The sequence below is a fragment of the Bacillus tuaregi genome, from assembly GCF_900104575.1.
Classification (GTDB): domain Bacteria; phylum Bacillota; class Bacilli; order Bacillales; family Cytobacillaceae; genus Bacillus_BD; species Bacillus_BD tuaregi.
Window position 1 is genome coordinate 4,073,742 of sequence record NZ_LT629731.1, and the last position, 26,253, is coordinate 4,099,994.

The 26,253-nt window shown below is 39.8% G+C and carries 24 protein-coding genes; 11 read left to right on the plus strand and 13 right to left on the minus strand.

Annotated elements, in window-relative coordinates; genetic code table 11:
* Window positions 1-116: 116 nt before the first annotated feature.
* The 5 genes from qoxD to BQ5321_RS22005 all read right to left on the minus strand — a co-directional run bounded on the left by qoxD (window position 117) and on the right by BQ5321_RS22005 (window position 6,139).
* Window positions 117-398, minus strand: a complete 282-nt coding sequence (gene qoxD / locus BQ5321_RS21985; RefSeq protein WP_071396488.1) for a cytochrome aa3 quinol oxidase subunit IV — start codon at window positions 396-398, stop codon at window positions 117-119.
* A 1-nt stretch (window position 399) separates the two neighbouring features.
* On the minus strand, window positions 400-996 hold the full coding sequence (qoxC, locus tag BQ5321_RS21990; RefSeq protein WP_071396489.1) for a cytochrome aa3 quinol oxidase subunit III: 597 nt from the start codon (window positions 994-996) through the stop codon (window positions 400-402).
* On the minus strand, window positions 996-2,942 hold the full coding sequence (qoxB, locus tag BQ5321_RS21995; protein WP_071396490.1) for a cytochrome aa3 quinol oxidase subunit I: 1,947 nt from the start codon (window positions 2,940-2,942) through the stop codon (window positions 996-998). The genes qoxC and qoxB overlap by 1 nt, the downstream gene beginning before the upstream one ends.
* 76 nt (window positions 2,943-3,018) lie before the next feature.
* On the minus strand, window positions 3,019-3,939 hold the full coding sequence (qoxA, locus tag BQ5321_RS22000) for a cytochrome aa3 quinol oxidase subunit II (protein WP_071396491.1): 921 nt from the start codon (window positions 3,937-3,939) through the stop codon (window positions 3,019-3,021).
* A gap of 565 nt (window positions 3,940-4,504) precedes the next feature.
* A complete protein-coding gene (locus BQ5321_RS22005) occupies window positions 4,505-6,139 on the minus strand; it encodes an ABC1 kinase family protein (RefSeq protein ID WP_071396492.1) in 1,635 nt (544 codons plus the stop codon).
* 461 nt (window positions 6,140-6,600) lie between these two features.
* Between BQ5321_RS22005 and BQ5321_RS22010 the strand changes: the two genes are divergently transcribed.
* Window positions 6,601-8,364 carry a SulP family inorganic anion transporter gene (locus tag BQ5321_RS22010; RefSeq protein ID WP_071397022.1) on the plus strand — a complete coding sequence of 588 codons (1,764 nt, stop codon included), beginning with the start codon at window positions 6,601-6,603 and terminating at the stop codon, window positions 8,362-8,364.
* 54 nt (window positions 8,365-8,418) lie between these two features.
* Window positions 8,419-8,769, plus strand: coding sequence for an ArsR/SmtB family transcription factor (locus tag BQ5321_RS22015; RefSeq protein WP_071396493.1), 351 nt, complete (start codon window positions 8,419-8,421; stop codon window positions 8,767-8,769).
* Between the two features lie 63 nt (window positions 8,770-8,832).
* Here the strand turns inward: BQ5321_RS22015 and BQ5321_RS22020 are convergent, their stop codons facing one another.
* On the minus strand, window positions 8,833-9,618 hold the full coding sequence (locus BQ5321_RS22020) for a TIGR00266 family protein (RefSeq protein WP_071396494.1): 786 nt from the start codon (window positions 9,616-9,618) through the stop codon (window positions 8,833-8,835).
* Between the two features lie 927 nt (window positions 9,619-10,545).
* Here BQ5321_RS22020 and BQ5321_RS22025 point away from each other — a divergent pair.
* The gene (locus tag BQ5321_RS22025) at window positions 10,546-12,222 is read left to right on the plus strand and encodes an S-layer homology domain-containing protein (protein WP_071396495.1); all 1,677 of its coding nucleotides are present in this window, start codon (window positions 10,546-10,548) and stop codon (window positions 12,220-12,222) included.
* A 48-nt stretch (window positions 12,223-12,270) separates the two neighbouring features.
* On the opposite strand, the gene proC is transcribed toward BQ5321_RS22025, so the two are convergent.
* The gene (gene proC / locus BQ5321_RS22030; RefSeq protein WP_071396496.1) at window positions 12,271-13,077 is read right to left on the minus strand and encodes a pyrroline-5-carboxylate reductase; all 807 of its coding nucleotides are present in this window, start codon (window positions 13,075-13,077) and stop codon (window positions 12,271-12,273) included.
* A gap of 239 nt (window positions 13,078-13,316) precedes the next feature.
* Here proC and cuyA point away from each other — a divergent pair, with 239 nt between their 5' ends.
* On the plus strand, window positions 13,317-14,312 hold the full coding sequence (gene cuyA / locus BQ5321_RS22035; protein ID WP_071396497.1) for a D-cysteate sulfo-lyase: 996 nt from the start codon (window positions 13,317-13,319) through the stop codon (window positions 14,310-14,312).
* An 86-nt stretch (window positions 14,313-14,398) separates the two neighbouring features.
* On the opposite strand, the gene BQ5321_RS22040 is transcribed toward cuyA, so the two are convergent.
* Genes BQ5321_RS22040 through BQ5321_RS22050 form a run of 3 tightly spaced genes read right to left on the minus strand, consistent with a single transcriptional unit; the run spans window position 14,399 to window position 16,722 of the window.
* A complete protein-coding gene (locus BQ5321_RS22040; RefSeq protein ID WP_071396498.1) occupies window positions 14,399-15,136 on the minus strand; it encodes an amino acid ABC transporter ATP-binding protein in 738 nt (245 codons plus the stop codon).
* Between the two features lie 58 nt (window positions 15,137-15,194).
* Window positions 15,195-15,896, minus strand: a complete 702-nt coding sequence (locus BQ5321_RS22045; RefSeq protein ID WP_071396499.1) for an amino acid ABC transporter permease — start codon at window positions 15,894-15,896, stop codon at window positions 15,195-15,197.
* Window positions 15,883-16,722: an amino acid ABC transporter substrate-binding protein gene (locus BQ5321_RS22050; RefSeq protein ID WP_071396500.1), complete on the minus strand. Its 840-nt coding sequence runs from the start codon at window positions 16,720-16,722 to the stop codon at window positions 15,883-15,885. The genes BQ5321_RS22045 and BQ5321_RS22050 overlap by 14 nt, the downstream gene beginning before the upstream one ends.
* A gap of 289 nt (window positions 16,723-17,011) precedes the next feature.
* Between BQ5321_RS22050 and ilvD the strand changes: the two genes are divergently transcribed.
* From ilvD to BQ5321_RS22080, 6 genes are all read left to right on the plus strand, one after another.
* Entirely contained in the window at window positions 17,012-18,691 is a 1,680-nt protein-coding gene (ilvD, locus tag BQ5321_RS22055) for a dihydroxy-acid dehydratase (protein WP_187143770.1), read from the plus strand.
* Window positions 18,692-18,907: 216 nt separating this feature from the next.
* Window positions 18,908-19,717 (plus strand): SGNH/GDSL hydrolase family protein, encoded by an 810-nt coding sequence (locus tag BQ5321_RS22060; protein WP_159433442.1) that lies wholly within the window; start codon window positions 18,908-18,910, stop codon window positions 19,715-19,717.
* Entirely contained in the window at window positions 19,710-20,618 is a 909-nt protein-coding gene (locus BQ5321_RS22065) for an ABC transporter ATP-binding protein (protein ID WP_071396502.1), read from the plus strand. Before BQ5321_RS22060 ends, BQ5321_RS22065 begins: the two co-directional genes overlap by 8 nt.
* Complete coding sequence (locus tag BQ5321_RS22070) at window positions 20,611-21,588, plus strand: ABC transporter permease subunit (protein ID WP_071396503.1); 978 nt, start codon at window positions 20,611-20,613, stop codon at window positions 21,586-21,588. Before BQ5321_RS22065 ends, BQ5321_RS22070 begins: the two co-directional genes overlap by 8 nt.
* Before the next feature lie 276 nt (window positions 21,589-21,864).
* Window positions 21,865-22,476: a DedA family protein gene (locus BQ5321_RS22075; RefSeq protein WP_071396504.1), complete on the plus strand. Its 612-nt coding sequence runs from the start codon at window positions 21,865-21,867 to the stop codon at window positions 22,474-22,476.
* Window positions 22,477-22,500: 24 nt separating this feature from the next.
* Window positions 22,501-23,343, plus strand: coding sequence for an undecaprenyl-diphosphate phosphatase (locus tag BQ5321_RS22080; protein WP_071396505.1), 843 nt, complete (start codon window positions 22,501-22,503; stop codon window positions 23,341-23,343).
* 109 nt (window positions 23,344-23,452) lie between these two features.
* On the opposite strand, the gene BQ5321_RS22085 is transcribed toward BQ5321_RS22080, so the two are convergent.
* Together BQ5321_RS22085 and BQ5321_RS22090 are read right to left on the minus strand one after the other, a co-directional pair.
* Window positions 23,453-24,697 (minus strand): DUF438 domain-containing protein, encoded by a 1,245-nt coding sequence (locus BQ5321_RS22085; protein WP_071396506.1) that lies wholly within the window; start codon window positions 24,695-24,697, stop codon window positions 23,453-23,455.
* A gap of 45 nt (window positions 24,698-24,742) precedes the next feature.
* Complete coding sequence (locus BQ5321_RS22090) at window positions 24,743-24,970, minus strand: DUF1858 domain-containing protein (RefSeq protein ID WP_071396507.1); 228 nt, start codon at window positions 24,968-24,970, stop codon at window positions 24,743-24,745.
* A 280-nt stretch (window positions 24,971-25,250) separates the two neighbouring features.
* Here BQ5321_RS22090 and BQ5321_RS22095 point away from each other — a divergent pair, with 280 nt between their 5' ends.
* Window positions 25,251-25,640: a hypothetical protein gene (locus BQ5321_RS22095; protein ID WP_071396508.1), complete on the plus strand. Its 390-nt coding sequence runs from the start codon at window positions 25,251-25,253 to the stop codon at window positions 25,638-25,640.
* 108 nt (window positions 25,641-25,748) lie between these two features.
* On the opposite strand, the gene BQ5321_RS22100 is transcribed toward BQ5321_RS22095, so the two are convergent.
* The gene (locus BQ5321_RS22100; protein ID WP_071396509.1) at window positions 25,749-26,180 is read right to left on the minus strand and encodes a DUF2935 domain-containing protein; all 432 of its coding nucleotides are present in this window, start codon (window positions 26,178-26,180) and stop codon (window positions 25,749-25,751) included.
* Window positions 26,181-26,253: the final 73 nt, after the last annotated feature.

The window sequence follows — 26,253 nt, forward strand, 5'->3', positions numbered from 1 at the left end:
CCGGGGTTTGAACCCCACTGAATCGAGAGACTTCTGCTGGATGAAGTTAAAATCATTTTCACCCAAATTAAAGAAAGAGAGCACCTATTGGCACCCTCTTTCTTAATGAACAGCTCTTACATATCCCAAACGAAAATCAATAGTGTACCTAGAATCGTTACAATAGCAATTCCCATCATGAAATAAACATTACCATAAATGGACCATTTGTCTTCTGTTTCACCCGCATGCATAAACACAACAAGCTGTAAAAGAGCCTGTGCAAATGCAGTAACAAGGAGAACGGCCATCGCTGCAGCATATGATAAATCCATGAAATAAACAGTAAGGGCAGCCGCAGTCATAATTAGAGAAAAGACAAAGCCCATTATTTGTTTACGCGGAAATAATTCACTCATATTACATCATTCCTTTCAAGTAGATGAAGCTGAAGATAAAGATCCAAACTACATCTAGGAAGTGCCAGTAAAGCGAGAAGATAAATGATTTATTCGCAGTTTCCGGAGTTAATCCACGCTTTTTCAATTGAATTAGAATCGCGGTTCCCCAGAATAAACCGAACGTAACGTGCAATCCATGGGTTCCTAATGTTGTTAAAAGAATTGCAGTGAAGGCACTAATTTGGAGACCTGCTCCAATGTGTACATAATGAGCAAATTCATATATTTCAACACCTAAGAAGGCTAAACCAAGTACAAGTGTAATCGCAAAGAATGCCATCATTGCTTTTTTATTACCAAGACGCATTGCATGGACACCAAGACCAATAATGAAACTACTTGTTAATAAAAGAAGAGTTTCAATAAGAACTGGTGTAATTTCAAAAATCTCTGCCCCTGTTGGACCGGAACCTGTACGTCCTTCATAGACAAAATAGGTGGTGAAAAGTGTTGCAAAAAGCATTATTTCAGCGCCAAGGAAAATCCAGAAACCAAAAATATTTAAATCATTTTGGTGTGTACTATATTCAAGAGGCTGTGCATGTCCTGCTTTCATTATTTAGCACCTCCTAATTTTTCTTCTGTTTCAGTAACTTCCTCTAAAGAGATATACCGTCCGTGATCCTTTTCAAATGAGCGATGTGCCAAGCATGCGAAGATTCCGATCGTCGTAATGATAACAAGTGGCCAAATCGCAAATACAAATGAAAATCCCCATACAAAGAAAATCGCACTCATAATAAATGGAACACCACTATTATTAGGCATATGAATTTTTTCCAGTTTACCTTGGAATAAAACGTGTTTACGCTTCTTTGCATCCCAAAGTGGTTCGCTCGTTTTTACCTGTGGTGTAATCGCAAAATTGTATTCTGGTACAGGGGTATGTGTTGCCCATTCTAATGTACGCGCATCCCATGGATCTGCACTAATATCCCTTGAAGCATAACGAACACTGTAGTAAACATTGTATACAATTAATGCAAAGGCAACAGCCATGATTCCTGCACCAATAAATGAAATCATATTTAACGTACTAAAGCCAGATGCTTCAGAGTATGTGTACATACGACGAGCCTGCCCGTCTAAACCAGAGATATACATTGGGGCAAATGCTACTACAAATCCGATTGATAATAACCAGAATGTCCATTTTCCGATTCTTTCATTTAGCATGAAGCCAAACATTTTTGGCCAGTAGTAAGTTAAACCAGCAAGCATTGCGAATACAACACCTGGAATAATTGTGTTATGGAAGTGGGCCACTAAGAACATTGTGTTATGGTATTGATAATCAGCTGCTGACATCGCAAGCATAACACCTGTGACACCACCAATTGTGAACAGCGGGATAAAGCCTACCGAATATAGCATTGGTACTGTAAAGCGTATTTTCCCTTTCCACATGGTGAACAACCAGTTAAAGATCTTAACCCCCGTTGGAACAGCGATTGCCATTGTTGTAATCGAGAAGAAGCTGTTTGCTAGAGCGCCTTGACCCATTGTAAAGAAGTGGTGGGCCCATACAAGACATGAAAGGGCTGAGATCATAACCATTGAAGCAACCATTGATTTATATCCATATAAATTTCGGCTTGAGAATGTAGAAATAATCTCACTGTATAAGCCAAACGCCGGCAGAATTAGAATATAAACCTCCGGATGTCCCCAAACCCAGAATAGGTTTGCCCACATCATATCCATACCACCGTTTGTTGTAGTAAAGAAGTTTGTTGCAAATAGTCGGTCCATTGTTCCCATAGCAAGCGCAACCGCTAAGACTGGGAACACTGTCACAATAATTAAGTTAGCTACTAATGTAGACCATGTGAACATCGGCATCTTCATTAAGGTCATGCCAGGTGCTCTCATTTTCATAATAGTCGTAATCATGTTTATCCCTGTCATTAATGTTCCCAAACCGGATATTTGAAGTGCCAGCATATAATAGTTCGTTCCAACAGATGTACTGAAATCATTACTTGCCAATGGGAAGTATGATGTCCAGCCTGCATCAGGTGAACCTCCGACTACGAAGGAAATGTTAAATAACATGGCACCCATAAAGAATAACCAGAAGCTGATTGCATTTAAACGAGGGAATGCAACATCACGAGCCCCAATTTGTAATGGGACAATATAGTTCATGAAACCAATAATGAATGGCATCGCCATAAACATAATCATGACAATCCCGTGTGTTGTAAATACCTCATTATAGTGCTGTGAATCAAGTAATGTATTATCAGGTACTGCAAGCTGTGCACGCAGCATGATTGCGTCAACGCCGCCGCGGAAAAGCATTAATAAAGCAGAAAGTAAATACATAATACCGATACGTTTATGGTCAACCGTTGTTAACCATTCACGCCATAAATAACCCCATTTTTTAAAATAGGTTAAACCTGCGACAATCGCGATCATGACTAGACCTATAGCAACCATTGAAGCATATATCGCAGGACTTGGATGTGGTACGGCAAAACGTTCAAAGAATTCCATCCTTTTTTGACTCCTTTCGGGAATGATATTAATCAATTAAACTATTTCAAGTGAAATACGTACAATTTCTTAATAATTAGTGACCACTATGGTCTGAATGTTCTTCATTCATTTCCTCACTGTTCATATGTCCCTCATGTGACTCTGCAGAATCAGTTTCAGTAGCTCCATGATTATGCTCTGGTGCGGGAGAGAAATCTAAATGAGTTCCGGTAAATGTCATTTGACCAAGATGCCCCGGTTCAAGCAGCTTATCAAATTTTTCTTCTGTCAGAGGATCAGCTGTTTCATGAACCTCCTCTACCCATTCATCAAAATCTTTTTGAGACATAGCGGTAACATTGAACATATTTTCAGCAAAACCTTTACCGCTGAAGTTAGCATTGCGTCCCATCATTTCGCCCTTCTCGTCAGCCGCTAAATGAAGAGTTGTAACCATGTCTGACATCGCATACTTTTGTCCGCCTAGCTGTGGAATCCAGAAGCTTGTAATTGGTCCAAATGAGTATAATTTAAACTCCAACGGACGATCAGTTGGAATATATAAATAGTTAATCGTCTCAATATCTTCTTCCGGATAGCTAAAATGCCATTTCCAGTCTGAAGAAGAAGCATAGATAACTAACGGTTCTTTATCCTCATAGCCTTGAGGAGTTGCCTCAACAATATAGTTACTTTGTACAGATACAAATGAGAAATAGGCAACAATGATAACTGGAATACCGACACAAATTGCTTCCACCCATGGATTACCTTCGATGTGAGGAGGTTCATAATCAGGACTTTGCTTTGAAGCGCGGTATTTAATTAATACATAAATCAAAATAGCGAAAACAATGATAACGATAAATGACATGATACCGATGGATAACATAATATCCCTTGCTTGACGTTCGGCTTGAGGGCCTTTAGGGTCTAAAACCAACAATGGTTCACACCCTGTTAGCACCGTGGCAATAGTGATAATAAACGTGAATAAAGCCGATTTAAATTTCATACTAGTACCCCTTTCTTTGAAAGTATTAATATATTTTTCTTCAATAAAAAATTGCATGCTCTACAAAGCATCAATTCAAAATAAAAACAGTAAACATGAAATTGACATAAATTTTTTTCGATATGTGATTTTTGTCACTGTAACTGAATTTATTTTTTGGTAGGTTACATAAACAATATTAACACGATAACTACATAATTATCCTAAGGTAATTGTTACAAATTTAGTAAGGTAATATTTTCCAATTAACACATTACAGAAATAACTCCTCCTTTTTCAAAAGTTGCTACAATAGCGTTTGAAAGCCCTTTCATTAAGGGAACCAGATGAAATATAAGTCTTCCAAAGAAATTATAAATAATAACTTTATTAGAAAACTATACTAATATATGAAAAACTATTATCATTATTAAAACAGAAATTACATTAAAAAGGAATTATTTAGCACGCATTTTTAACAAATATTTCATTTATTTAGCAAAATATTGAAATCTATAGAAAAACACAAAAAGGTAAGAACTGAATCATTGACAGTTCTTACCTTTTTTAACAGCGAATTCAATTTTTATGTTTTATCCATTAGCCTGCGATGATGAAGTACCATTCTTATATAGTAGACAGCGCTAAATAATAAAAGCCCTGCACTGGCATATAATAAATAGATTTGATAGAAATAGTAGCTAATATAGACAAAAACTAGGCTCAATAGACATAGAAGAAATGCGTCTCTTTTTCTCGAAACAACCATTTCATGCTTCATCTTTAATGCTTCATTTGTTCGTTTCCATTCACGGTATTTCCTTGGTTCTTCTAGCACCTGTTGGATTTGATTCGGTAAGGAAACAAGTGGCTTTAAGGAAGATTTCGCAAAGTTTATTACGGTCGCTTTAGCCCCCTCTGAATTCTCCTTTAGCCAGTCCTTCAGCATCGGCTTACTCATTTCTATTAGGTCCATCTCAGGGTCAAGACTGTAAAGAATCCCAATGAACGTAGAAATAGCCCTTCCCAAGAACGCATATTCACTTGGCAATTGAATCGGCTGGTTGTTAACAAGCTTTTCAATGTCATTCATGATTTCTTCTACAACCCTTGTGTCATTTGCCTTTAAACCGTTATCGCTATAGGTTTCAATTAGCATTCTCAGAACCCGTTCAATTTCTTCCTTATCTGCATGTGGCAGCAAGAAACGCATTCCTTCTATACCATCAACAACCTTTTTATAATCCTTTAACATAACTCCAATAACAATATCACGGATATACATGGCATCTCTTTTTCTAATAACACCCACCATACCAAAATCAATTAAAACAATAGTACCGTCAGCCTTTACCATAATATTACCGGGATGGGGATCAGCATGGAACTTTCCTTCATTCAAAAGCTGCCCAAGAAAGCTCTCTAGCAGTACATTGGATATTTTATATTTGTCTATATGATGCTTTTCCAAGAAAGCTAAATCGTTTATCCGATTTCCTTCCTTCCATTCCATGACCAATACCCTTTTTGTTGAGTATTCCGGATAATATTGGGGAATTTCGAGACCGGGAAAATCCTCGTATTTTTTCTGAAAATAAAGCCCATTCTCAAGCTCCAAGTGAAAATCCAATTCATCACCAATGGTTCTGACAAACTCACGATAGAATAAAGAAAGGTCCATTGTATTTTCTAATTTTGTGAAACGTTTGGCTAGCCAAAGTACAATCCGTACGGCTCTGAAATCACTATAAATAATATCACCAATTTTAGGGCGTTGAATCTTCACAGCCACCTCTTCACCTGAGTGAAGTGTACCTCGATAAACCTCACCAATTGAGGCGGAAGCAATAGGCTCAGAGCTAATATCGTGAAGGACTTCACTATAAGACCTATTCCATTCATCTTCTAGTACTTTTTTCGACTTCTCCCATGGGACCGGTGGAACCTGGTCCAGCAGATCTGTTAATTCCTTTATATAGATATCAGGCATGATATCTTTACGTGTACTTAAGTATTGACCGAGTTTAATCATAACTCCTTCTAGGTATAATGCCTTCTCTTTGTATCTGCGCGCTTGTTTGCGTAGCAGTGCCTCCCACTGCTTATCTATTTTTTCATTCAAATTCCCGCGATGTCTTTTTTTAAAGAGAATAATCTCTATAAAAATCCTCACTGCTAGCCATACAATGGTGTATATTCTATAGAGGGAGAAATACTTCATGCTAATACCCCTTTTCAATAAATGATGTCTACTTCATTGTATATCATTCGACTTCTATTCGCATTTTTCACTCTTAACATTCTCATTTTTTCCAGCATTTTTATTAAAAAATCGTCATATTCCTGTAACTTTATTATTTACTATTTTTATGAGATAAAACCTTTGACAAAGAGGGTGTACATCCATTATAGTTGTGACACAGTATATTCAAATAATCAAATATACAAATATAAAAATCAAATTCGCCCGTCGAATTTGCGCCCGGATTACCTGAGCTCGCTCGATAAACTACCTTTTAAAAAACCTGTGACATCCGCCGGAGGCTTAACTTCATTCAACCGGGGTTTGAACCCCCATTGAATCGAAGTACCCTTTGCATTCATCCCCCACTTGTAGTAGTGGAGGACTTCTGCTGAATGAAGTTAAATTCTAGAATACAAAAAGAGGAGATACATAAGAAAATGGTTCGTAAATTTCTTTTTGACGAGAGATTTCAACATTATAGCTGGCAGACTTTACAGAAGGACCTAATATCAGGAACGATTGTAGGAATTATTGCCATTCCGCTCGGTATGGCATTTGCGATTGCTTCTGGTGTAAAGCCTGAATACGGAATTTATACGACCATCATTGCCGGGATATTAATTTCCCTTTTCGGTGGCTCAAAGTTTCAAATCGGCGGTCCAACTGGTGCCTTCATCCCGATTCTATTTGGAATTGTTATGTCCTACGGTTACGAGAATCTGCTTGTTGCCGGCATCATGGCTGGTATTATTTTAGTGCTAATGGGGATTTTCAAGCTTGGTTCGCTAATCAAGTACATCCCTCGGCCTGTCACCATCGGTTTTACAGCAGGGATAGCCATCACTATATTCACAGGACAGATTGCTAGTTTCCTAGGTTTATCAGGAATAGAAAAAAAAGAAAGCTTTATTGAGAATATGACGGAGATTGTCCATCAATTGCACACCGTCAATCTATACAGTGTCATAACCGCAGTCATTTGTTTCATTACCATGCTGCTTACACCAAGGCTTTTTCCAAAGGTACCCGGTCCATTAATTGGGCTCCTTTTATCTACTGTTGTTGCCGCTCTTCTGTTTCCAGGTCAAGTTGATACAATTGGTACGGCGTACGGTGAGATTCCAAGCTCTTTGCCGAGCATCTCCTTGCCACAGATCGATTTCGGGACCATTCAGCAATTAATTGGGCCTGCACTCGTCATTGCCCTTCTCGGCGGAATTGAATCGCTTCTATCTGCTGTTGTTGCCGATGGAATGACGAACACTCGCCATAACAGCAATAAAGAATTGATTGGTCAAGGGATTGCCAATATCATTACACCGCTTTTCGGTGGAATTCCAGCTACAGGTGCTATTGCCCGAACTGCTACAAATATTAAAAACGGAGCTGCCTCACCTTTGTCCGGAATCATACATGGTGTAGTAGTATTATTAATCTTAATGATTTTTGCTCCCTATGCATCACATGTTCCACTTGCTAGTCTTGCACCAGTATTAATGGTTGTAGCTTGGAATATGAGTGAAAGACATATTTTCTCACATATTTTAAAGACCAAGACATCTGATTCACTTGTTTTAGTCGTAACATTTCTTCTAACAGTATTTGTAGATTTAACTACCGGTGTGGAGGTTGGACTGCTTTTAGCTGTCGTCCTGTTCACGAAACGAATGGTCGATGCACAAGTCATTGCAAAAGCCCTTCCTAACCCAAATAAAGCCAGTAAAAAAGTTGAAACTCAAATGGTCACTGATGGACATGATTGTCCACAAATTACCATCTATAATGTAGAGGGACCATTGTTCTTTGGAGTTGCCCAGACATTTCAACAAACAATTATGCATACCATTAACCATAAACCATCTGTCCTGTTATTACGAATGGGAAAGGTACCTTTCATTGACATTACTGGTGAAGCAAACCTTACCAGTATCGTTAAAGACTTCTCAAAGCATGGCACTCTGCTCATTTCCGGTCTCAATGCTCAACCGGAAGAAATGTTAAGAAAAACAGGTCTATATGATTTGATTGGCGAGGAGCATTTCTTTAAGAGTACCGGAGAGGCTATCCAATTTGCCTTATATCACCTAGACACAACTAAATGCTTAGGGTGTAAACATTTCGCCTTCAGTGAATGTAAAAGCCTTTCAAATTCAAAAGAGTTGGTTGTTGAGCAAAAAAAAGTATATACTTCTATTAACTAAATAAAACGGACGTTACCTTGATAAAGCGTCCATCTCTCTAAGGAGCTGGATAAATTGAATTTAGAAATGCAACAGTTTAAAGCGGAATTCTTTAAGGCGTTGGCCCACCCACTTAGAATTAAAATTCTGGAAGTGTTGTCTGAAGGAGATTTCGGAGTAAACGAAATACAAAATGCAATTGGCAGTGAAGGCTCAACGGTATCCCAGCAGTTAATGGTTTTACGAACAAAAAACATCGTTGTCGGAACAAAAAACGGAAATCGAGTGATTTATTCATTACGAGACCCCTTAATCATCGATCTTCTTACTGTGGCAAAGCAAATTTTTAACAATCATTTAGTCGATACGATTAATATCTTAGACAAAATCGTAGATCAAGAAGATGAGGATTCTGCTGAAGGATAATCTTTACCACAAAAAGCGGGGTTGATTGGTAAGCTTCCAATCAACCCCGCTTTTTGTACGTTATTAGTCATTGAACATATTAAAAAGACCGCCAATACCGCCTTCACCTTTTGATTGCCCTCCGCTATGCGGTGCCGCTGCAAACACACGGCTCGCCAAACGGCTGAATGGCAGAGATTGAATCCACACCGAACCCGGTCCTCTTAACGTAGCAAAGAATAGCCCTTCACCGCCAAATAATGCGGTCTTCACGCCTTTGACCATTTCAATGTCATAATCGACTTCTTTTGTCATAGCAACTAAACAGCCGGTATCCACACGAAGAACCTCTCCTGGGGACAATTCCTTTTTAATAATGGTTCCGCCAGCATGAACAAAGGCTAACCCATCACCTTCAAGCTTTTGCATAATGAAGCCCTCACCACCGAAGAATCCGGCTCCAATTTTCCTTTGGAATTCAACTCCCACTGTTACTCCCTTTGCCGCTGCAAGAAAAGCATCCTTTTGACATATAATTTTACCGCCCAATTCACTTAAGTCCATCGGGATGATTTTTCCTGGGTATGGAGAAGCAAAGGAAACATGCTTTTTCCCACTGACTTCGTTGGTAAAGGTCGTCATGAACAAGCTTTCACCAGTGATGACACGCTTACCAGCATTAAGCAGCTTGCCCATAAGGCCTCCACCGCCGCCTGAGCCGTCGCCAAAAATCGTTTCCATACGGATGCCGTCCTCCATCATCATTAAGCCTCCCGCTTCGGCAATCACCGTTTCACCGGGGTCAAGCTCGACTTCAACAAACTGCATGTCATCACCGTAGAGTTTGTAATCAATTTCGTGATTATTCATATAATTCTCCTCCTGACAATATTAGGACCTTGACTTACTTCCATTTTACCATGTCTATTCCATTAAAAGATTAATACAATTGGTTACAATTGTTATATACAGCTAAGTCAGCCAGAAAGTTTCGTTATTTTCATTTTTTCCTTTTTATGCTATCTTCATTCCCCTGCTGGCTCCATTTTATCTTAGATTATAGTACCTATTTCTCCGCTAAAGGTGCCATTTTCTAAAGAATATCGTCGAAAATTGTTTCACATGAAACATTACTCTGACAATATCCTAAATCCTTCTATAGATACTCTATAAAGAACATAACGTTCTCAATAGTTATCACTCAATAATTTATTATAGGTATAATTAACTAATTTTTGAAGCTAGTTTCATCATTTGAAATTGGCTAACAATTTAGACTTGTTTATTAATTATTAAGGTGTAAAATATGGTTGCGGGTAAAAGTTACCTCACTTTAATAAGGTAATATGGGAGTAAAATAGTTTGATATCTTCCCATTTTATGGGAGGTGTTACCTATTAAAAGGGAGCTGATATCATTATTGTTTGAATAACAAGTGGGTGTTCAGTTACATGGTTTGCTGGATGAAAAGGGGTTCTGGGGTTTCTCTTTAGTAAATTTCGACTCAAAGATATTTTACTATAAAGGTTAAGGCAGTTCCACATTTCGACAGATTTTGCTCAAAAAAGCTAAATACAGGCCAAGATGAAAACGCAATCAATAAGATGCTTGGCACAAACCACGGCGTAAATAACAATATAATTATATGCTTATATTTTATATAAATATATAGTATAGTAATCCAATGTTTTTACTCCCTATTTAGTTAATTGAAAACATAATGTAACCCTTATTAAATAGGTAATTCAAGCTCTAAACATGCTCTATCCGTAAAAAAAGCAGAAAGAGAGTGATAAAATGGAAAAGCATAAAAAACGTTCCATCTCACGCACCATCTTCCTAGCATTGTTTGCTGCAGTGTTAATCTTTACACAGGCAATGGCAGCTAGTGCAGCAACCTTCTCTGATGTACCAGAATCTAGTGATTATTATGAGGTTGTTGAAGAAATCGCTAGTAAGGGCTATGTAAAAGGCTTTGATGATGGTGATTTCCATCCGGAAGTTCTATTAGACCGTGTACAGGGGGCTCTTATCTTTAGCCGCATTTTACACACAGATACATCAAATCTTACAAAACAATATTTCACGGATGTACCAAAAGAATACCGATTCTATAAAGAAGTATCATCCATTGCCCGTGACGGTGTAATTAACGGATACACTGACGGAACATTCGGATTATACGATTCACTTACACGTGGACAAGTGGCAATCCTTATCTATAATGCATTTGATGAATTCAAAGATTTCGAAACGGATAACGGACCATTCACAGATGTAGACGGAACAATCTATGAGGAAGCTGTTACTGCATTGTATAACGCTGAAGTAACAAAAGGAACAAGCTCTACTACATTTAGTCCACATAAAACAATTAAAAGAGGAGACTTCCTTCTTTTATTATCAGCTGCACTAAAAGCTGTTAACGGAGAAAAAGAGATTGCTAATGTTAAAGTTAATGTAAACGAAAACCAAACTGCAACCGTAAGTGGTAAAATTAAAGACTTTAAATTAAACGGTAAAGAATTAGTAAACATTAAAATTGAGCAAGGTGACAATCAACTTGTCAATGTGGATGTAGAGCCAACTGCAAGTCATAATTTCTCATACACTACTTCAGTTCTTGAAGTGGGTGATTACACAGCCAAAGTATCAATCGTTGGAAGTGAGAAAGTTAAATCTGTAGATTTTACTGTAACTGACATGATTGCACCAGCAGCACCTGGCATCTCCTTCGTAGGTAAAAGTGTTGTTGGCGATGTAGTTGATTTATTAGATTTAAAATCAGATTTAACAGTTCGTTATACTTTTACAACTGAAGATGCACGAGGAGCTAAAGTTGGTGACACACTTAAATATACGGTTACATCTGACTCTGGCAAAATTGAGGAATCTGTTATATTAACACAACAGGATATTAACCGAGGCTATGTTGAAGACGTAATCAAAACAAATGCATTAAGAAATCTATTAGGCGGCTTATTAGGTGGTACTGTCGGTGATCTTACTGGTGGATTATTAGGCGGTACTGTTGGTGGTATTCTAGGTGCTAGCACAAATGTTTCTGCAGCTGCAGCTGACGATACCATTATCGTTGAATCACCAAGCGGAGAAGAAATTGTTACTAGTGCAGGTCTTTTAGATGGTCTTTTAGGTGGACTTCTTGGTAATGATGGTCTTCTTGGTGGATCAGGTGATGGTGGAGTTCTTGACACTAACGGTCTTTTAGGATTACCTGTTAACGGTCTTCTAAACGGTGTTGTCGAAATTGTTGACGGCGTTCTTGTAACAGTTGTTGACGGAGTTATCGTAGGCGTTGTCGATGGACTACTTGATGGTGTCGTTGGCGGACTAGTTAGTGGTTCTGAAGAAGTAACAATTGAAGCGCAATTAATTGATGCTGCCGAACATAAATCAGAAATCACAAAAGAGGTCTATAAATTCCAAGTTTCTGATGTAGTCGGTATCCTATAATCACTTTCAAAGGACAGAGTCTTCACTCTGTCCTTTTCCATTTTATCGTTATTCCCCTATCCCCTTCGTCTTATTTGTACATGCCTTCATTGCTTCCAAGATTGCTGCCCGAAATTGCTTTTCCTCTAAGGCCGCAACAGCTCGAATCGTTGAACCGCCTGGTGTACAGACATCATCCTTTAACACACCTGGATGCTTCCCAGTCTCCAACACCATTTTTGCTGCTCCTAATATTGCCTGGGCAGCCATACGATAGGCTTGGACACGGGGAATTCCATCACGAACACCGCCGTCAGCTAATGCTTCAATGAACATATAGGCATATGCTGGTGAGGATCCGCTTATAGCTGGAACGGCATCCATGAGTTTTTCATCAATGACCTCTGTTTTACCAAAGCTATTCAATAAATGGAGAACAAGATCTAAGTCATTCTCCGTCACAAAGCGGTTGACACTCAGCGCTGTCATCCCTTCCCCCACAAGCGACGGCGTATTGGGCATGGTACGAACAACCTTGACACTTCGACCGATACCATTTTCAACCTGTTCGATAGTAATCCCAGCTGCCATGGTGATAATCACAGCATTCTCCTTCAGACTGCCCTTTATTTCAGCCAGAACCTGAACATGATCTGCTGGATGAACAGCAAGAAACAGAATATCCGACCATTCCGCAACCTCTTGATTATGAAGACTGCCCTTTACCTGATAATGCTCCTCTATTTCTATAAGAGTAGACTCTCTTCTCGTGCTTACCAATATATTCTCATTTAGTACAACACCAGCCTTAAGCATCCCTGCCATAATAGCCTTACCCATTTTGCCACAGCCAATAAATCCAATTCTTTCATCCATTTATTCCACTTCCTATTCTCATTTACTAGCTACCCACATCATAGCAAAAACAGCAGATGGAGAAAAACTATCCACATTGCTAAAAATTTAGGTTTCGGGAAATGCACAAAAAAACTTAGACATCTCATGAACGTCTTTATTCTCTTTGATTAAGCAAATTCGATTGTTATAATGGCATTAATTCCGGAAAAATTTTGATTTAAGTTTTCTGCATTAATATTCGAGAGGAGATCTTTATTATGAATTTAGCGCAGTTTCCTAGAAAGCGATACACAGCAAGCTACACACCCATTGAAAAATTAGAGAAGCTTTCTGAAGCTCTTGGCGGACCGTCTATTTATATGAAGAGAGACGATATGCTCGGTCTGACTGCCGGAGGTAATAAAACAAGAAAGCTTGAGTTTCTGATGGCAGATGCTCTGAAGCAGGGTGCAGATACGATCATTACCTGCGGCGGCATTCAATCTAATCACTGTCGCTTAACACTGGCTGCCGCAGTAAAGGAGAATTTGAAATGTTTCCTTCTACTCGAAGATGGAGAAGAGGAAAGCACGGAGCCTGATTTCAACGGTAACTATTTTCTCTATCATTTATTAGGTGCAGAAAAGATAAAAATCGTTCCAAATGGAACAGATTTAAATAAAGAAATGGAGCTTATGGCTGAAGAGCTTGCTAAGGAAGGCAGACAATCCTATATGATTCCTGTCGGCGGTTCCAATGTTATTGGTGCCACAGGCTATGCTGCCTGCGCACAGGAGATTTTAACGCAGATGTTTGAAGAAAATCTGCATTTTGATACCGTGTTGTGTGTAAGCGGCAGCGGTGGCATGCAGTCTGGACTAATTATTGGATTTGAAGCTAATCAAAGCGGCATCCCGGTTATGGGAATCAATGTCAGTCGTAGAAAAGCAGCACAAGAGGAGAAGGTTTTTCAATTGGTTAATGAAACAGCAAAGCACCTGGGCCTCTCTGGGAATATTACTCGTGATTCTGTTACCTGTTTTGATGATTATGTCGGACCTGGTTATGCGATTCCAACCCCAGAAATGGTAGAAGCAGTTAAACTGATAGCAAAGACAGAAGGTATTTTACTAGATCCTGTCTATACCGGAAAAGCGGCTGCAGGACTGATTGATTTAATTCGAAAAGGTTATTTCAAAAACGAAGACCATATCCTATTCGTTCATTCCGGCGGTTCCCCTGCTTTATACGCAAACACTTCTCTTTTTAGGTAAAGGTAATGGTTCGGAGTAAGCTACTGTTAGATATAAAGGACATTCCCTAATATGATTTTTTGGTAATGTCCTTCTCTCGCACTATACTACTCCTGTATCAACCGCAGAAATTGCTTTGTTCGCTCCTCCTTCGGGTCAGCAAACATTTCATCAGGACTGCTATGCTCGACAATTACCCCTCCATCCATAAAGATAACTTCATCTGCCACTTCCCTGGCAAAGCGCATTTCATGCGTAACCACAATCATCGTCATCCCCTCACGCGCTAAATCCTTCATTACCTTTAGCACTTCTCCGACAAGCTCTGGGTCAAGCGCTGAGGTCGGCTCGTCAAACAGCATCACCATTGGCTCCATCGCCAATGCCCGAGCGATTCCAACCCGCTGCTGCTGACCGCCTGATAGCTGGAAGGGGTAGTAATCAAGCTTATCACCCAGTCCCACCTTCGCCAATAGGTCCTCCGCTCTTTTTCTCACCTTGCCGCTTGCCTCTTTTTTTACCGTAATGGGCCCTTCCATGACATTTTCAAGCGCTGTTTTATGAGGAAATAAGTTATAGTTTTGAAACACCATCCCTGTTAAGCTCCGAAATAGTGGAATCTTCTTCTTGGCTATTGTCTTAGAAAAATCAAGCGATTGATTCTCAATTGAAACCATCCCATTTGTGGGTATCTCTAACACATTCAGACATCGAAGAAAGGTTGTTTTCCCTGAACCAGATGGGCCGATTAGAACAACCACCCTACCCTTCTTCACCTCAAAATTAATTCCCTTCAAAACCTCCAGCTCACCAAAACGTTTATGCAAATTTTTTATGCTAATCATCGGTTTTACTCCTTATCCAAGATACCTCCGCTCCATATGCATTCAATATCTAAGAGTCTCACTTTGCCACATAGCGGTCAAAACGGCTTTCCAGTCTGCCCTGTACAATCGATAGCAGAAAACAAATGGCCCAATAAATAAGGGCTGCCTCTGAGTATAGAAGCAAAAATTCATAGTTTGTAGCCGCAATTTCCTGCGCCCTGCGAAACATTTCCGTTACAAGAATCATCGCCGCCAGCGACGTATCCTTCACCAAACTGATAAATGAATTAGACAGCGGAGGAATCGATACCCGTGATGCCTGCGGGAGAATAATTCGTTTTAATGCCTGTGTATAGGACATGCCAATAGAATAGGCTGCTTCCCACTGTCCTTTCGGAATCGAAACAATCGCTGCTCGAATAATCTCCGAGGCATATGCGCCGACACTCAAGGAAAACCCAATGACTGCCGATGGAAACGGGTCGATAATAATCCCGACAGTTGGAAGCCCATAGAAGATAATAAATAATTGCACAAGTAAAGGCGTTCCCCTTATCGCTGATACATAGACTCTGGCAATCATTTGTAAAACTTTAATTGTAGATAACCGGGCAAGGGCTGTTAAGATGGCTAAAATTATGCCAATGATAAAGGCTATGATTGCTAAAGGAATCGTATAAAGCACCGCTCCCTCCAGCAAGGGCTGAAGGGAACCTTTTGCAATTTCAATGAGTCGGGCAGTCTTATCCTGGTGCATCATGACATTAGTTAAGTACATTTTCACCAAACCATTTCTCTGATATTTTTTCGTAGCTGCCGTCTTCAATCATCTCCTGCAGTGCTTTATTCACCGCCTCTACAAGAGTATCATTCCCTTTACGAAACATTAGTCCACTTTGACTTGCTTCTTCCTTCTCAGCGACAATTTTCACAGGTGCATCCGGCTGCTTTTTTTTGTAATCAAGAAATGAGATATTGTCGTTTATCGTTACATCGGCACGCTTTGAATTAATCAGCTCTACTGCCTGCATAAACCCCTCAATCCCGACGATTTCCGCTCCATGCTCTCGGGCAAGGTCTCCATAATTACTTGTCAGCGTTTGAGCTGCCCGCAGCCCCTTAATATCCTCGAAGCTCTTTATATTTTCATTCTCTTCATGGGCAATTAATACGGCCTTTGATGTGATATAATGATCAGAGAAATCATATTTTTCCAAGCGGTCAGGACGAATTCCAACTTGGTTCGCTATCATATCAAAACGCTCAGCATCCAAGCCCGCAAAAATCGCATCCCATTGTGTTTCTGAAAACTCCGCTTCAACCCCAAGACGCTTGGCCACTTCTTTTGAAATTTCTACATCAAATCCAGTTAACTCTCCACTATCATCATGGAAAGTAAAGGGTGGATAGGTGCCTTCTGTTCCTACCTTAAGCTTGCCGTCTTCTTTAATTTTCTCTAATAAATCCTGTTCTTTTTCTTCATTATCCTTATTGGCAGCCGTATTATTTTCTTCTTTATTTTGCTTTGCTTCATCTGTTCCGCATGCAAAAAGCAACATACTTATACTGAATAAAAACATGAGGAATACAAAGTATTTCTTCATCAGATTACCTCCTTATTTCTTAATATTTCTTTTGCTTTTAATAGGATTGTAAAAATCCCGTTTTATTATGCAAATAGGATGCTAAACTCTTACATGAAAATAACACTAGAAAACTCCCTATTCACACTCGACTATATTTTTAAAAAATATCCACTTCCATCATTCATACCTACTAGACTACACTTGATTCCAAGTCAAAAAACCTACCCTATTTCGACTAATAGTGCTAAAATAATAAAAAGTTGAAAAATTGACTAAAAATAGATTGCGAGAAAGCGGGGGAATTATTGTGGCAGAATTACGTAGTGACATGATTACAAAAGGTGTCGACCGTGCACCGCATCGAAGCCTGCTTCGTGCAGCCGGAGTGAAGGAAGAGGATTTCGGCAAACCATTTATCGCGGTTTGTAATTCTTATATTGATATTGTTCCTGGACATGTACATTTACAGGAATTCGGAAAATTAGTGAAGGAAGCGATTATCGAGGCCGGCGGTGTTCCGTTTGAGTTTAATACAATCGGTGTTGATGATGGAATCGCGATGGGCCATATTGGAATGCGCTACTCCCTTCCAAGCCGTGAGATTATTGCCGATTCAGTTGAAACAGTAGTATCGGCACACTGGTTTGATGGAATGGTTTGTATTCCTAACTGTGACAAAATCACTCCAGGAATGATGATGGCAGCTCTTCGTGTGAACATTCCAACGATTTTTGTCAGCGGTGGTCCAATGGAGGCTGGTACGGATGCAGCCGGAAACGCACTGGATTTAACTTCTGTGTTCGAAGGCGTTGGTGCCTATCAAGCGGGGAATATTGACGAAGCTAGATTAAAAGAAATTGAGACAGTTGCCTGTCCTACCTGTGGTTCCTGTTCAGGTATGTTCACAGCGAACTCCATGAACTGTTTAGCCGAAGGACTTGGACTTGCGCTACCAGGTAACGGTACTATTTTAGCAACAGCACCTGAGCGCCGTGATTTTGTGAAAAAATCAGCTAAACAATTAATGGAGTTAATTAAAAAGGACATTAAGCCTCGTGATATCGTGACAGTAGAAGCAATTGATAATGCCTTTGCCCTAGATATGGCTATGGGCGGTTCAACAAACACAGTGCTGCACACATTGGCATTAGCAAATGAAGCAGAAATCGAATACTCAATGGAACGAATCAATGAAGTGGCTGCTCGTGTACCACATTTGGCAAAAATTGCCCCTGCTTCAAGCTATCATATTCAGGATGTTCATCAAGCTGGTGGAGTGAGTGCCATCATCAACGAGGTTCTTAAGAAGACAGGCGCTATGCATGGCGATTGCTTGACAGTCTCTGGTAAAACGTTACGCGAAAATGTTGCCGGGGCAGATATTTTAGATACTGATGTGATTCGTCCATTAGATAACCCGCATTCTGAACAAGGCGGTCTTGCTGTTCTTTTCGGTAACCTTGCTCCACAGGGCTCCATCGTTAAGGTTGGTGCAGTTGATCCATCGGTTGGCGGCTATCACAGAGGTCCTGCGATTTGCTTTGATTCCCAAGAGGAAGCACTTTCTGGAATCATTACTGGAAAGGTACAGGAAGGCAATGTAGTTGTCATTCGCTATGAAGGGCCTAAAGGCGGTCCTGGTATGCCGGAAATGCTTGCACCTACCTCTCAAATTGTTGGACGCGGACTTGGTGCAAAGGTTGGTTTAATTACTGACGGTCGTTTCTCAGGTGCATCACGAGGAATCTCTATCGGACATATTTCTCCAGAAGCAGCTGAAGGCGGTCCAATTGCCTTTGTTGAAGATGGCGATATCATTGAATTGGATATGAACAACCGTAAGATCACGCTTGAGGTTTCGGATGAAGAAATGGCAAAGCGTAAAGCTAATTGGAAAGGCTTTGAACCAAAAGTGAAAAAAGGATATTTAGCCCGCTACTCCAAGCTTGTTACGAACGCAAGCTCCGGCGGTGTCATGAAAATCTAAGTCAAAAAGAAATCCCCCAGGGGATTTTTTTTTTATATCCAAATTGTCTAATATTTTTAATATCTCCCTAGTATTTCGTTAAGTTTTATCCTAGGGTTTCCATTTATACTATATTTAAAAGGAAAGGGACTAAACTTCCTTTACAATAGAAATAATTGTTGAAGAAACATTATCAAGCTTTTTAATCAACTCGATTACCCTTAGGAGATGATGATCTTGAAAAAATACACAGCCAGGGTTACCACCATCATCGCTGCCCTGCTTTCATTGCTATGGGTCTTTGGATTTGCCTGGTCTATAGAAGATTTCTACAATGGAGAGGTCGAAGCGCTAGAGAAGAAACCAGCAGAAGCGGAGAACGATACAAAAATGGAGGCTAAAGACATGACCGTTGTGGCACTCGGAGATTCACTAACGAGGGGCACCGGTGATGATTCAGGCATGGGCTACGTGGGGCTTGTGACAGAGGAATTGAAGGAACGATTAGCACCAAAGGACATTCAAGTATACAATCTAGGAATTAACGGTCAAACATCAGCTCAGCTCCTGCAGCAATTAGGTGAGCTTAACATTGGCCGGCAGCTAGCAGAAGCAGATGTCATTCTCATGACCATAGGTGGAAATGATCTTTTTCAGCAGGGTGACACGTTATTTGATTTAAATCTAGCAAAGGTTCAGGAGCTACAGCAGACCTTTCTAGCCAATCTACAGCAAATTTTCACTTTTATTCGTCAGCATAATCCACAGGCATCCGTATTTATTCTTGGACTTTATAATCCATTTATTGATTTAGAGGATAGTGACACGACCAATAAGATCGTCATGGGCTGGAATCATGCGACAGAATTAACCACAGGGCAATTTGAAAAAATTGTATTTGTCCCTACTTTTGACTTATTCCAGCTATCTGTTAATGAGTATTTATATACAGATAAATTTCATCCGAATCATGCAGGCTACCAGTTAATTTCTGATAGGCTGGCCCCACTTATCAATTGGGAAAAGGAGATACAACCTAATGACTGAAGTGACGCTAGAAGTAAAAAACCTGCGTAAAACAATTGGACGAAAAGAAATTATTAAAGGATTGAACTTTAAACTGCATAAAGGTGAAGTTTTTGGCTTTCTTGGTCCAAATGGAGCCGGAAAGACAACCACCATCCGTATGCTGACCGGCCTCATCAAGCCAACCACAGGAACCATTTCGATTTGCGGCTATGATGTAAGAAAGAATTTTACAAAGGCCATGGAGTATTTAGGCTGTATTGTTGAGAACCCGGAGCTATATCCATACTTATCCGGCTGGGATAATCTGCTGCATTTTGCACGAATGCTTCCTGCTGTTACAGAGCAGCAAATTGAAGATACCATCCAGTTCGTCGGACTGGATAACCGAATTCATGATAAGGTAAAAACCTATTCCCTTGGAATGCGGCAAAGACTTGGAATTGCCCAAGCTCTCTTGAATCGTCCCAAGGTACTTATTTTAGATGAGCCAACGAATGGGCTTGATCCTGCCGGGATTCGAGAAATGCGGCAGTTCATTCGTAATCTTGCCGAGAATGAAGGACTGAGCGTATTAGTTTCCAGTCATTTATTAAGTGAAATTCAGCTTCTATGCGACCGAGTGGCGATTATGAAAAAAGGAGAGATTATTAGCATTGATTCGGTGGATCATCTGCTGACTCGGCAGGAGAAGCTGTACTGGAGACTTACTCCGCTACAACAGGGAAGAAAAGTTCTGGAGCGATATACAGATGTTCTGGTGGAGGATGATTATTTGATTACTCCGCTAATTGATGAAAAAGCTGCCGAATGGAGTAAAGCATTAATGGATGAAGGAATCTCGATTCTAGAAATAAATCGTAAAATTCCTGTCTTAGAGGATTTATTTCTACAGCTGACAGGCGGTGAATCCGTTGATTAAGCTAGTACAAAATGAAATGATGAAAATTCTGGCGCGTAAACGGTTAATCGTGATTGCATTGATTACAGCAGTATTAGTTGGATTATTTACCTATGCACAATATAAACAAACGATGGAGCGGCAGGAAAAGCTGGGTACGGACTGGAGAGCACAGGTACAGGCACAGGTTGTTGATATTTCCAACCGGCTCAGTTCCAGTCGGATGTCGGAGGACCTTCGCGAGCGACTGCAAATAACTTTGAAGCAATCGCAATATTATCTAGATCATGACATTAATCCAAATGAACCAGGAGCACCATCTTTCGTAAGGATGTTCATAGAAAATTCGGGATCGATGTTTATTCCTTTGCTTGTGATGGTCATTGCCAGTGACCTTGTTTCCTCCGAGCATACTTTGGGCTCTATCAAGCTGCTCTTGACGCGACCGGTGAAGCGCTGGCGGATTCTTTCTAGTAAATATATAGCACTGGTCTTGTCCATTTCCATTATTATTGCAGTCGTAGGTTTGCTAGCCTATCTGATTTCAGGACTCGTATTTGGATATAAAGGGATGAACGCTCCTATCCTGACTGGCTTTACCGCTGAAGGTGGCAGCTTAGATACTAGTCAAGTAAGACTGATTAGCCAATGGAAGTTTATCTTTATGGACTTTGGATTGGTGTGGTTTGTTGCCATTGTCATCGGCACGCTATCCTTTATGCTGTCCGTACTCATAAGAAGCACCGCTGCTGGTATGGGAATTATGCTGGCAGCACTTATATCCGGTTCCATCTTAAGCAATATGGTTTCCGCATGGGAATTTGCTAAGTACCTATTCATGGTTAACCTAAACTTAACCGGTTATTTAAGCGGTGCCGCTCCTCCAATTGAAGGCATGACCCTGCTTTTTTCCATTACCCTCTTAGCCTTCTGGTGGCTAGCGGGCTTTATAGTATCATTCCTTGTCTTCACAAATCAGGACGTCTACTAACTTAACTGGTGCCTGACATATACAGTTAACGATATGGACAAGTGGAATACGTCAATAAATTTCTGAGCGATGCTTGCAGCTTATTCGAAAAAGCATGGGCATTTATATCATTTTATGTTAATCTTTCAGCATGGACTTTTTTCAATGTGCATATGAATGTAATATTGATTGTCCTAAATCAAAATATAGTAATGCGTGTCTGGTCATTAGAGGTCCTTCGTAAATAATTGGGACAAGTAGATTATACATAAAGTGATCATATGTTGGAGGTTGAAAATGGAAAGCTGGATTACAGGTTTTATGGAGCAGTATGGTTATATTGGCGTTTTCCTCATGATAGCACTAGAAAACGTCTTTCCTCCTATTCCATCAGAGATTATTCTTCCGTTTGGCGGATTTATGACTACTTACACGAGTATGACAGTTACAGGGGTAGTTATAGCATCAACAGCAGGCTCCGTTGTTGGGGCCGTGATTTTGTATGGGATTGGTCTTTTGCTTGATGTGGAAAGACTTGAGAAAATCATTGACCGCTGGGGCCATATTTTACGGGTGACTAAGGAGGATATCCACAAAGCTGATGCATGGTTTGACCGTTACGGCATTTGGACTGTACTGTTTTGCCGGATGGTCCCGTTAATTCGCAGTTTAATTTCGATTCCTGCTGGTATGTCGAACATGAAGTTTATCATATTCCTTATCTTTACGTTTATCGGAACGTTAATTTGGAATATCATCCTTGTTTCAGTCGGTGCCGCACTTGGAGACAATTGGCATGCCATTACAAACTTCATGGATGTCTATTCAAATATTGCTTATGCTGTTATCGCAGTAGGAATTATTGTATTTGTCTTCTTCTTTTTCCGCAATAAAAGAAAAAAAGTTTAAAACAAATAAGGAGCATATAATAGCATGGATTTTATTGAAATAGTGAAAGCTATTATTCTTGGCATGGTAGAAGGATTAACAGAGTTTGCACCTGTTTCCTCTACCGGTCACATGATCATTGTCGATGATATGTGGCTAAAATCTGAAGAATTCTTAACAAAATATGTAGCTAATACGTTCAAGGTCGTAATCCAGCTAGGGTCCATCCTAGCTTCCGTCATTGTCTTTAAGGATCGTTTTATCGATATCCTTGGGCTAAATCGCCTTTTCAATAAGAAGACGGTTGTAGCATCACATGGAGGCGGTCATTTTAATCTACTTCATGTGATTGTTGGTTTAATTCCAGCCGGTATCCTTGGTGTTTTATTCGAGGATTATATTGATGAGCATCTATTTTCGATAGAGACAGTTGCTATCGGTTTGATTCTTGGTGCAATACTTATGATTATTGCTGATAGATTTGGAGGAAAGCGTCCTTCCGTTAACTCCCTTGATGAAATCACCTACAAGCACGCCTTTATTGTTGGGCTGGTACAATGTTTTTCCCTCTGGCCGGGGTTCTCACGTTCAGGTGCAACCATCTCGGGTGGTGTCTTGTTTGGACTCAATCACAGGACCGCGGCTGATTTTACCTTTATCATGGCTGTACCAATTATGGCTGGTGCCAGCTTTATTTCACTCTTGAAAAATTGGCAATACTTCTCAATGGATTACTTACCATTTTTTATCGCCGGCTTTATCAGTGCATTTATATTTGCCTTAATTTCTATCCGCTTCTTCCTGAAGCTGATTAATAAGGTCAAGCTAGTACCGTTTGCTATTTATCGTATTATTGTAGCTGCCGTGATTTTTCTGTTATATTTCTAATATGAAAAGGGACTCCTACTTAATTAGCAGGAGTCCCTTTTTGTTGGATGGATGTACAATTGTGATGATATCAGGCATGGGTGCGATGAATCGTGTATCTGGTGCTATCTTATGATAAAATGCGTTTTTCGCCTTCCAGAGCACGAATTGGTGCTACGTTTTGTGTGAATTCCAGTGTTCCCAAGTACTTACCCTCTTCGTCTCTAACAGCAAAGTAACGAATGTAGACAAACTTATCTTTAAATGGAATCCAGAAATCCTCTACATCCTTTTTACCAGATTTGAAATCTCGTAAAAGCTCTTCTACGACATGAACACTTTGCGGCGGATGACAGTTTTGCACTGTACGACCGATAACAGCCTTCGTTCTTGCAAAGATTCTTTCTTTTCCATGAGAGAAGTAACGAACAACATCATTCTCATCGATGAACGTCAGATCAACAGGCAGATGATTCATCAATGTCTCTAATTGCTTCAGTGATACAATTCCTGTTTCAAAACGGATAAATCCGTCTTCCTTTACCTCTTCTACGGTTTCTTCTTCAACTGCAAGTGGATGGCGTTCAGGCTTCCACACACCGGCAGGGGATGTTAAACAGAAGCCAATTTCATCACTTTCAGCAGCAATTTTTACCCACTCATCCTCTGTTAATGTTTGAAGGGCCATTGGGAAAAGAATATTTTCTTCTTTAAAAATCATTTCAGATACTTCTTTAATTACATGCTTAAGAACACCGATTACTTCCATTTTATTTCCCTGATACTCTGTTAAAAATGCCTTTGCTTCTTTAATCGCAAGGCGAATTGCATCATCTACTCCCCACATAACCTTTGTCGGACCGTCGATTCCATATTTCTCAAGGTAAGGGAACAGTAGGTTTTCTTTTCTCGAATAATGCTTATCTACATCTAATAATAGATTCAAATCCTCAAGCAGTTTAAATCGATTTTCATCGGAATCTACTTTTTCAAAGCGTTCCATATGCAAGGAAAGCTTGAAATTGACAAGCATATCAATTTCCTTATTCTCTAGCTTCCAGGTGTGAATTGGATGTCCTGGCTGATCCTCTGGGTTGTCAGAGCGATGAATTTCTTCAATAGACCCTTTAAAAATTGCTGTGTGAACAGAGCAAAGTCGCTGTACTTCCTCTACTGGAATACCTTCTTCAACCATCAAGTCATGCTCCATTTGCGAAATTTCCGCTACAGTTACATCGCCAACTGCTTCTTCAAATCTTGCTTTTACCTCGTCAACACTTTTACCAGCATGAAGCTCTTTAATGATTTCCTTTAGCATTGCTTGGCGTTCAGTTTTGTTTTCCATTACTTCACGATTATTAATAAATTCACTCATGATTCCATCCTCCTAAAATCAATTTGTTCGTATTTTTTAACGTACCTATTGCTTAACGGTATATCCGTTACGTTCGAATGTTTGCACGATATCAGCCAGCTCGATTCCCTTCATGCGTGCTCCCTTGGCAATTGTCATCACTCGGCCTGCTGTCTGTAGCATTCCAGCCTTCGTGATTTGATCAAAGCCGAGCTCCTTCATGATTTCCATCACATTTGGATCTTCTGTACATATTTCATAAACTGTCTTTTGAAAGTCGATTGTTTTTTCCATTTTTTTACTCACCCCGTTAGTGAGAATTTATCTTAACTTTATTCATGTTTTATATATTATCGATGAGAACAATTCTCATATTGAAAGTATACTCCTTCTAAATATAATCAAAGTGATGAATATCACGTTCGAAAGTGAGAATTTCCGTAATTGTTAACAAAGTGTGGACATCAGTAATAGAAGAAGTGGACATGAATATATATAGATAGACAGGCACTCCGTTATATCGTCTTGACCCAGTAGATTAGATCAATACGTTGCTTGAAGGAGTTGATACAAAATGAAACCGGCTATACCTATCGTTGGACTTATCATTACCATAATTCTATTAATCTACTTAGAATCACCTTATTCTCTAATAAATAAAGATCATGTTACCATCTCCAGTATTCCGAATGAGGTCATACGAGCTGAGATTCAAGGAGTGGACGAAGGGTTAATTAGTGAACCAGCTGTTACAGGAGAAGAATCGAATGAAAGCGGCACCGAGGATATCGAAGGATTAACGCAGGAATACATGCTGGAAATGATTCTTGAGGACAAAACAATAAGGGATGACTATACAGTGGAAACCTTTAGAGAATATGAGATTTACAAAAATGAGCAAGGTGAAGTCATCAAAAAGGTCCCTACCTCCAACTTTGATTTTATACGTTATTATAATAGATAGGAAAAAGCAGTGCTGGATGTAAGCACTGCTTTATTTTTTAAAGGTAGTTTATCGAGCGAGCTCAGGTAATCCGGACGCAAATTCTACGGGCGAATTTGATATAGATTCTTATGGCTGCTGCTGATATAGAAGGGCTTGAGCAATCCCGACAAAGTATTCTGACTCGCGAATAATATGATCTAAGACGACTTTCGCGGTTGGATTTGCGCTCACGACCTTGCTCTCGTTTTTGATTTGCTGACAAAGCTTGATGAACTGCAGGCTTTGCTGCAGACAAAAGGAAACTAAATGCATCACCTGCTGCTGCAGAGCTTGGGTAATTTTATATCCTGTACGAGTAACCGTCTCAATAAACCGTATCACCTTCTGATGTGTTTCACTAAGTGCTGCCTCCCATTCCTCCAAGGCTTCTACATACTTTGCTTCAAGATTTGGTACAAGTGACCTGATTACCACCGTATGTTCAGCTTCCTGCTGCTTCCAAAATTCAGCTTCATCCAAAATACGTAAAGGCATTTGTGACCCATAATAAAATTGCAAAGCATTCCCCCCTTGTACATGTTCATAACAGTACAGTATATGGGAGAATCGATTAATTATGCTTAAAGCCCCC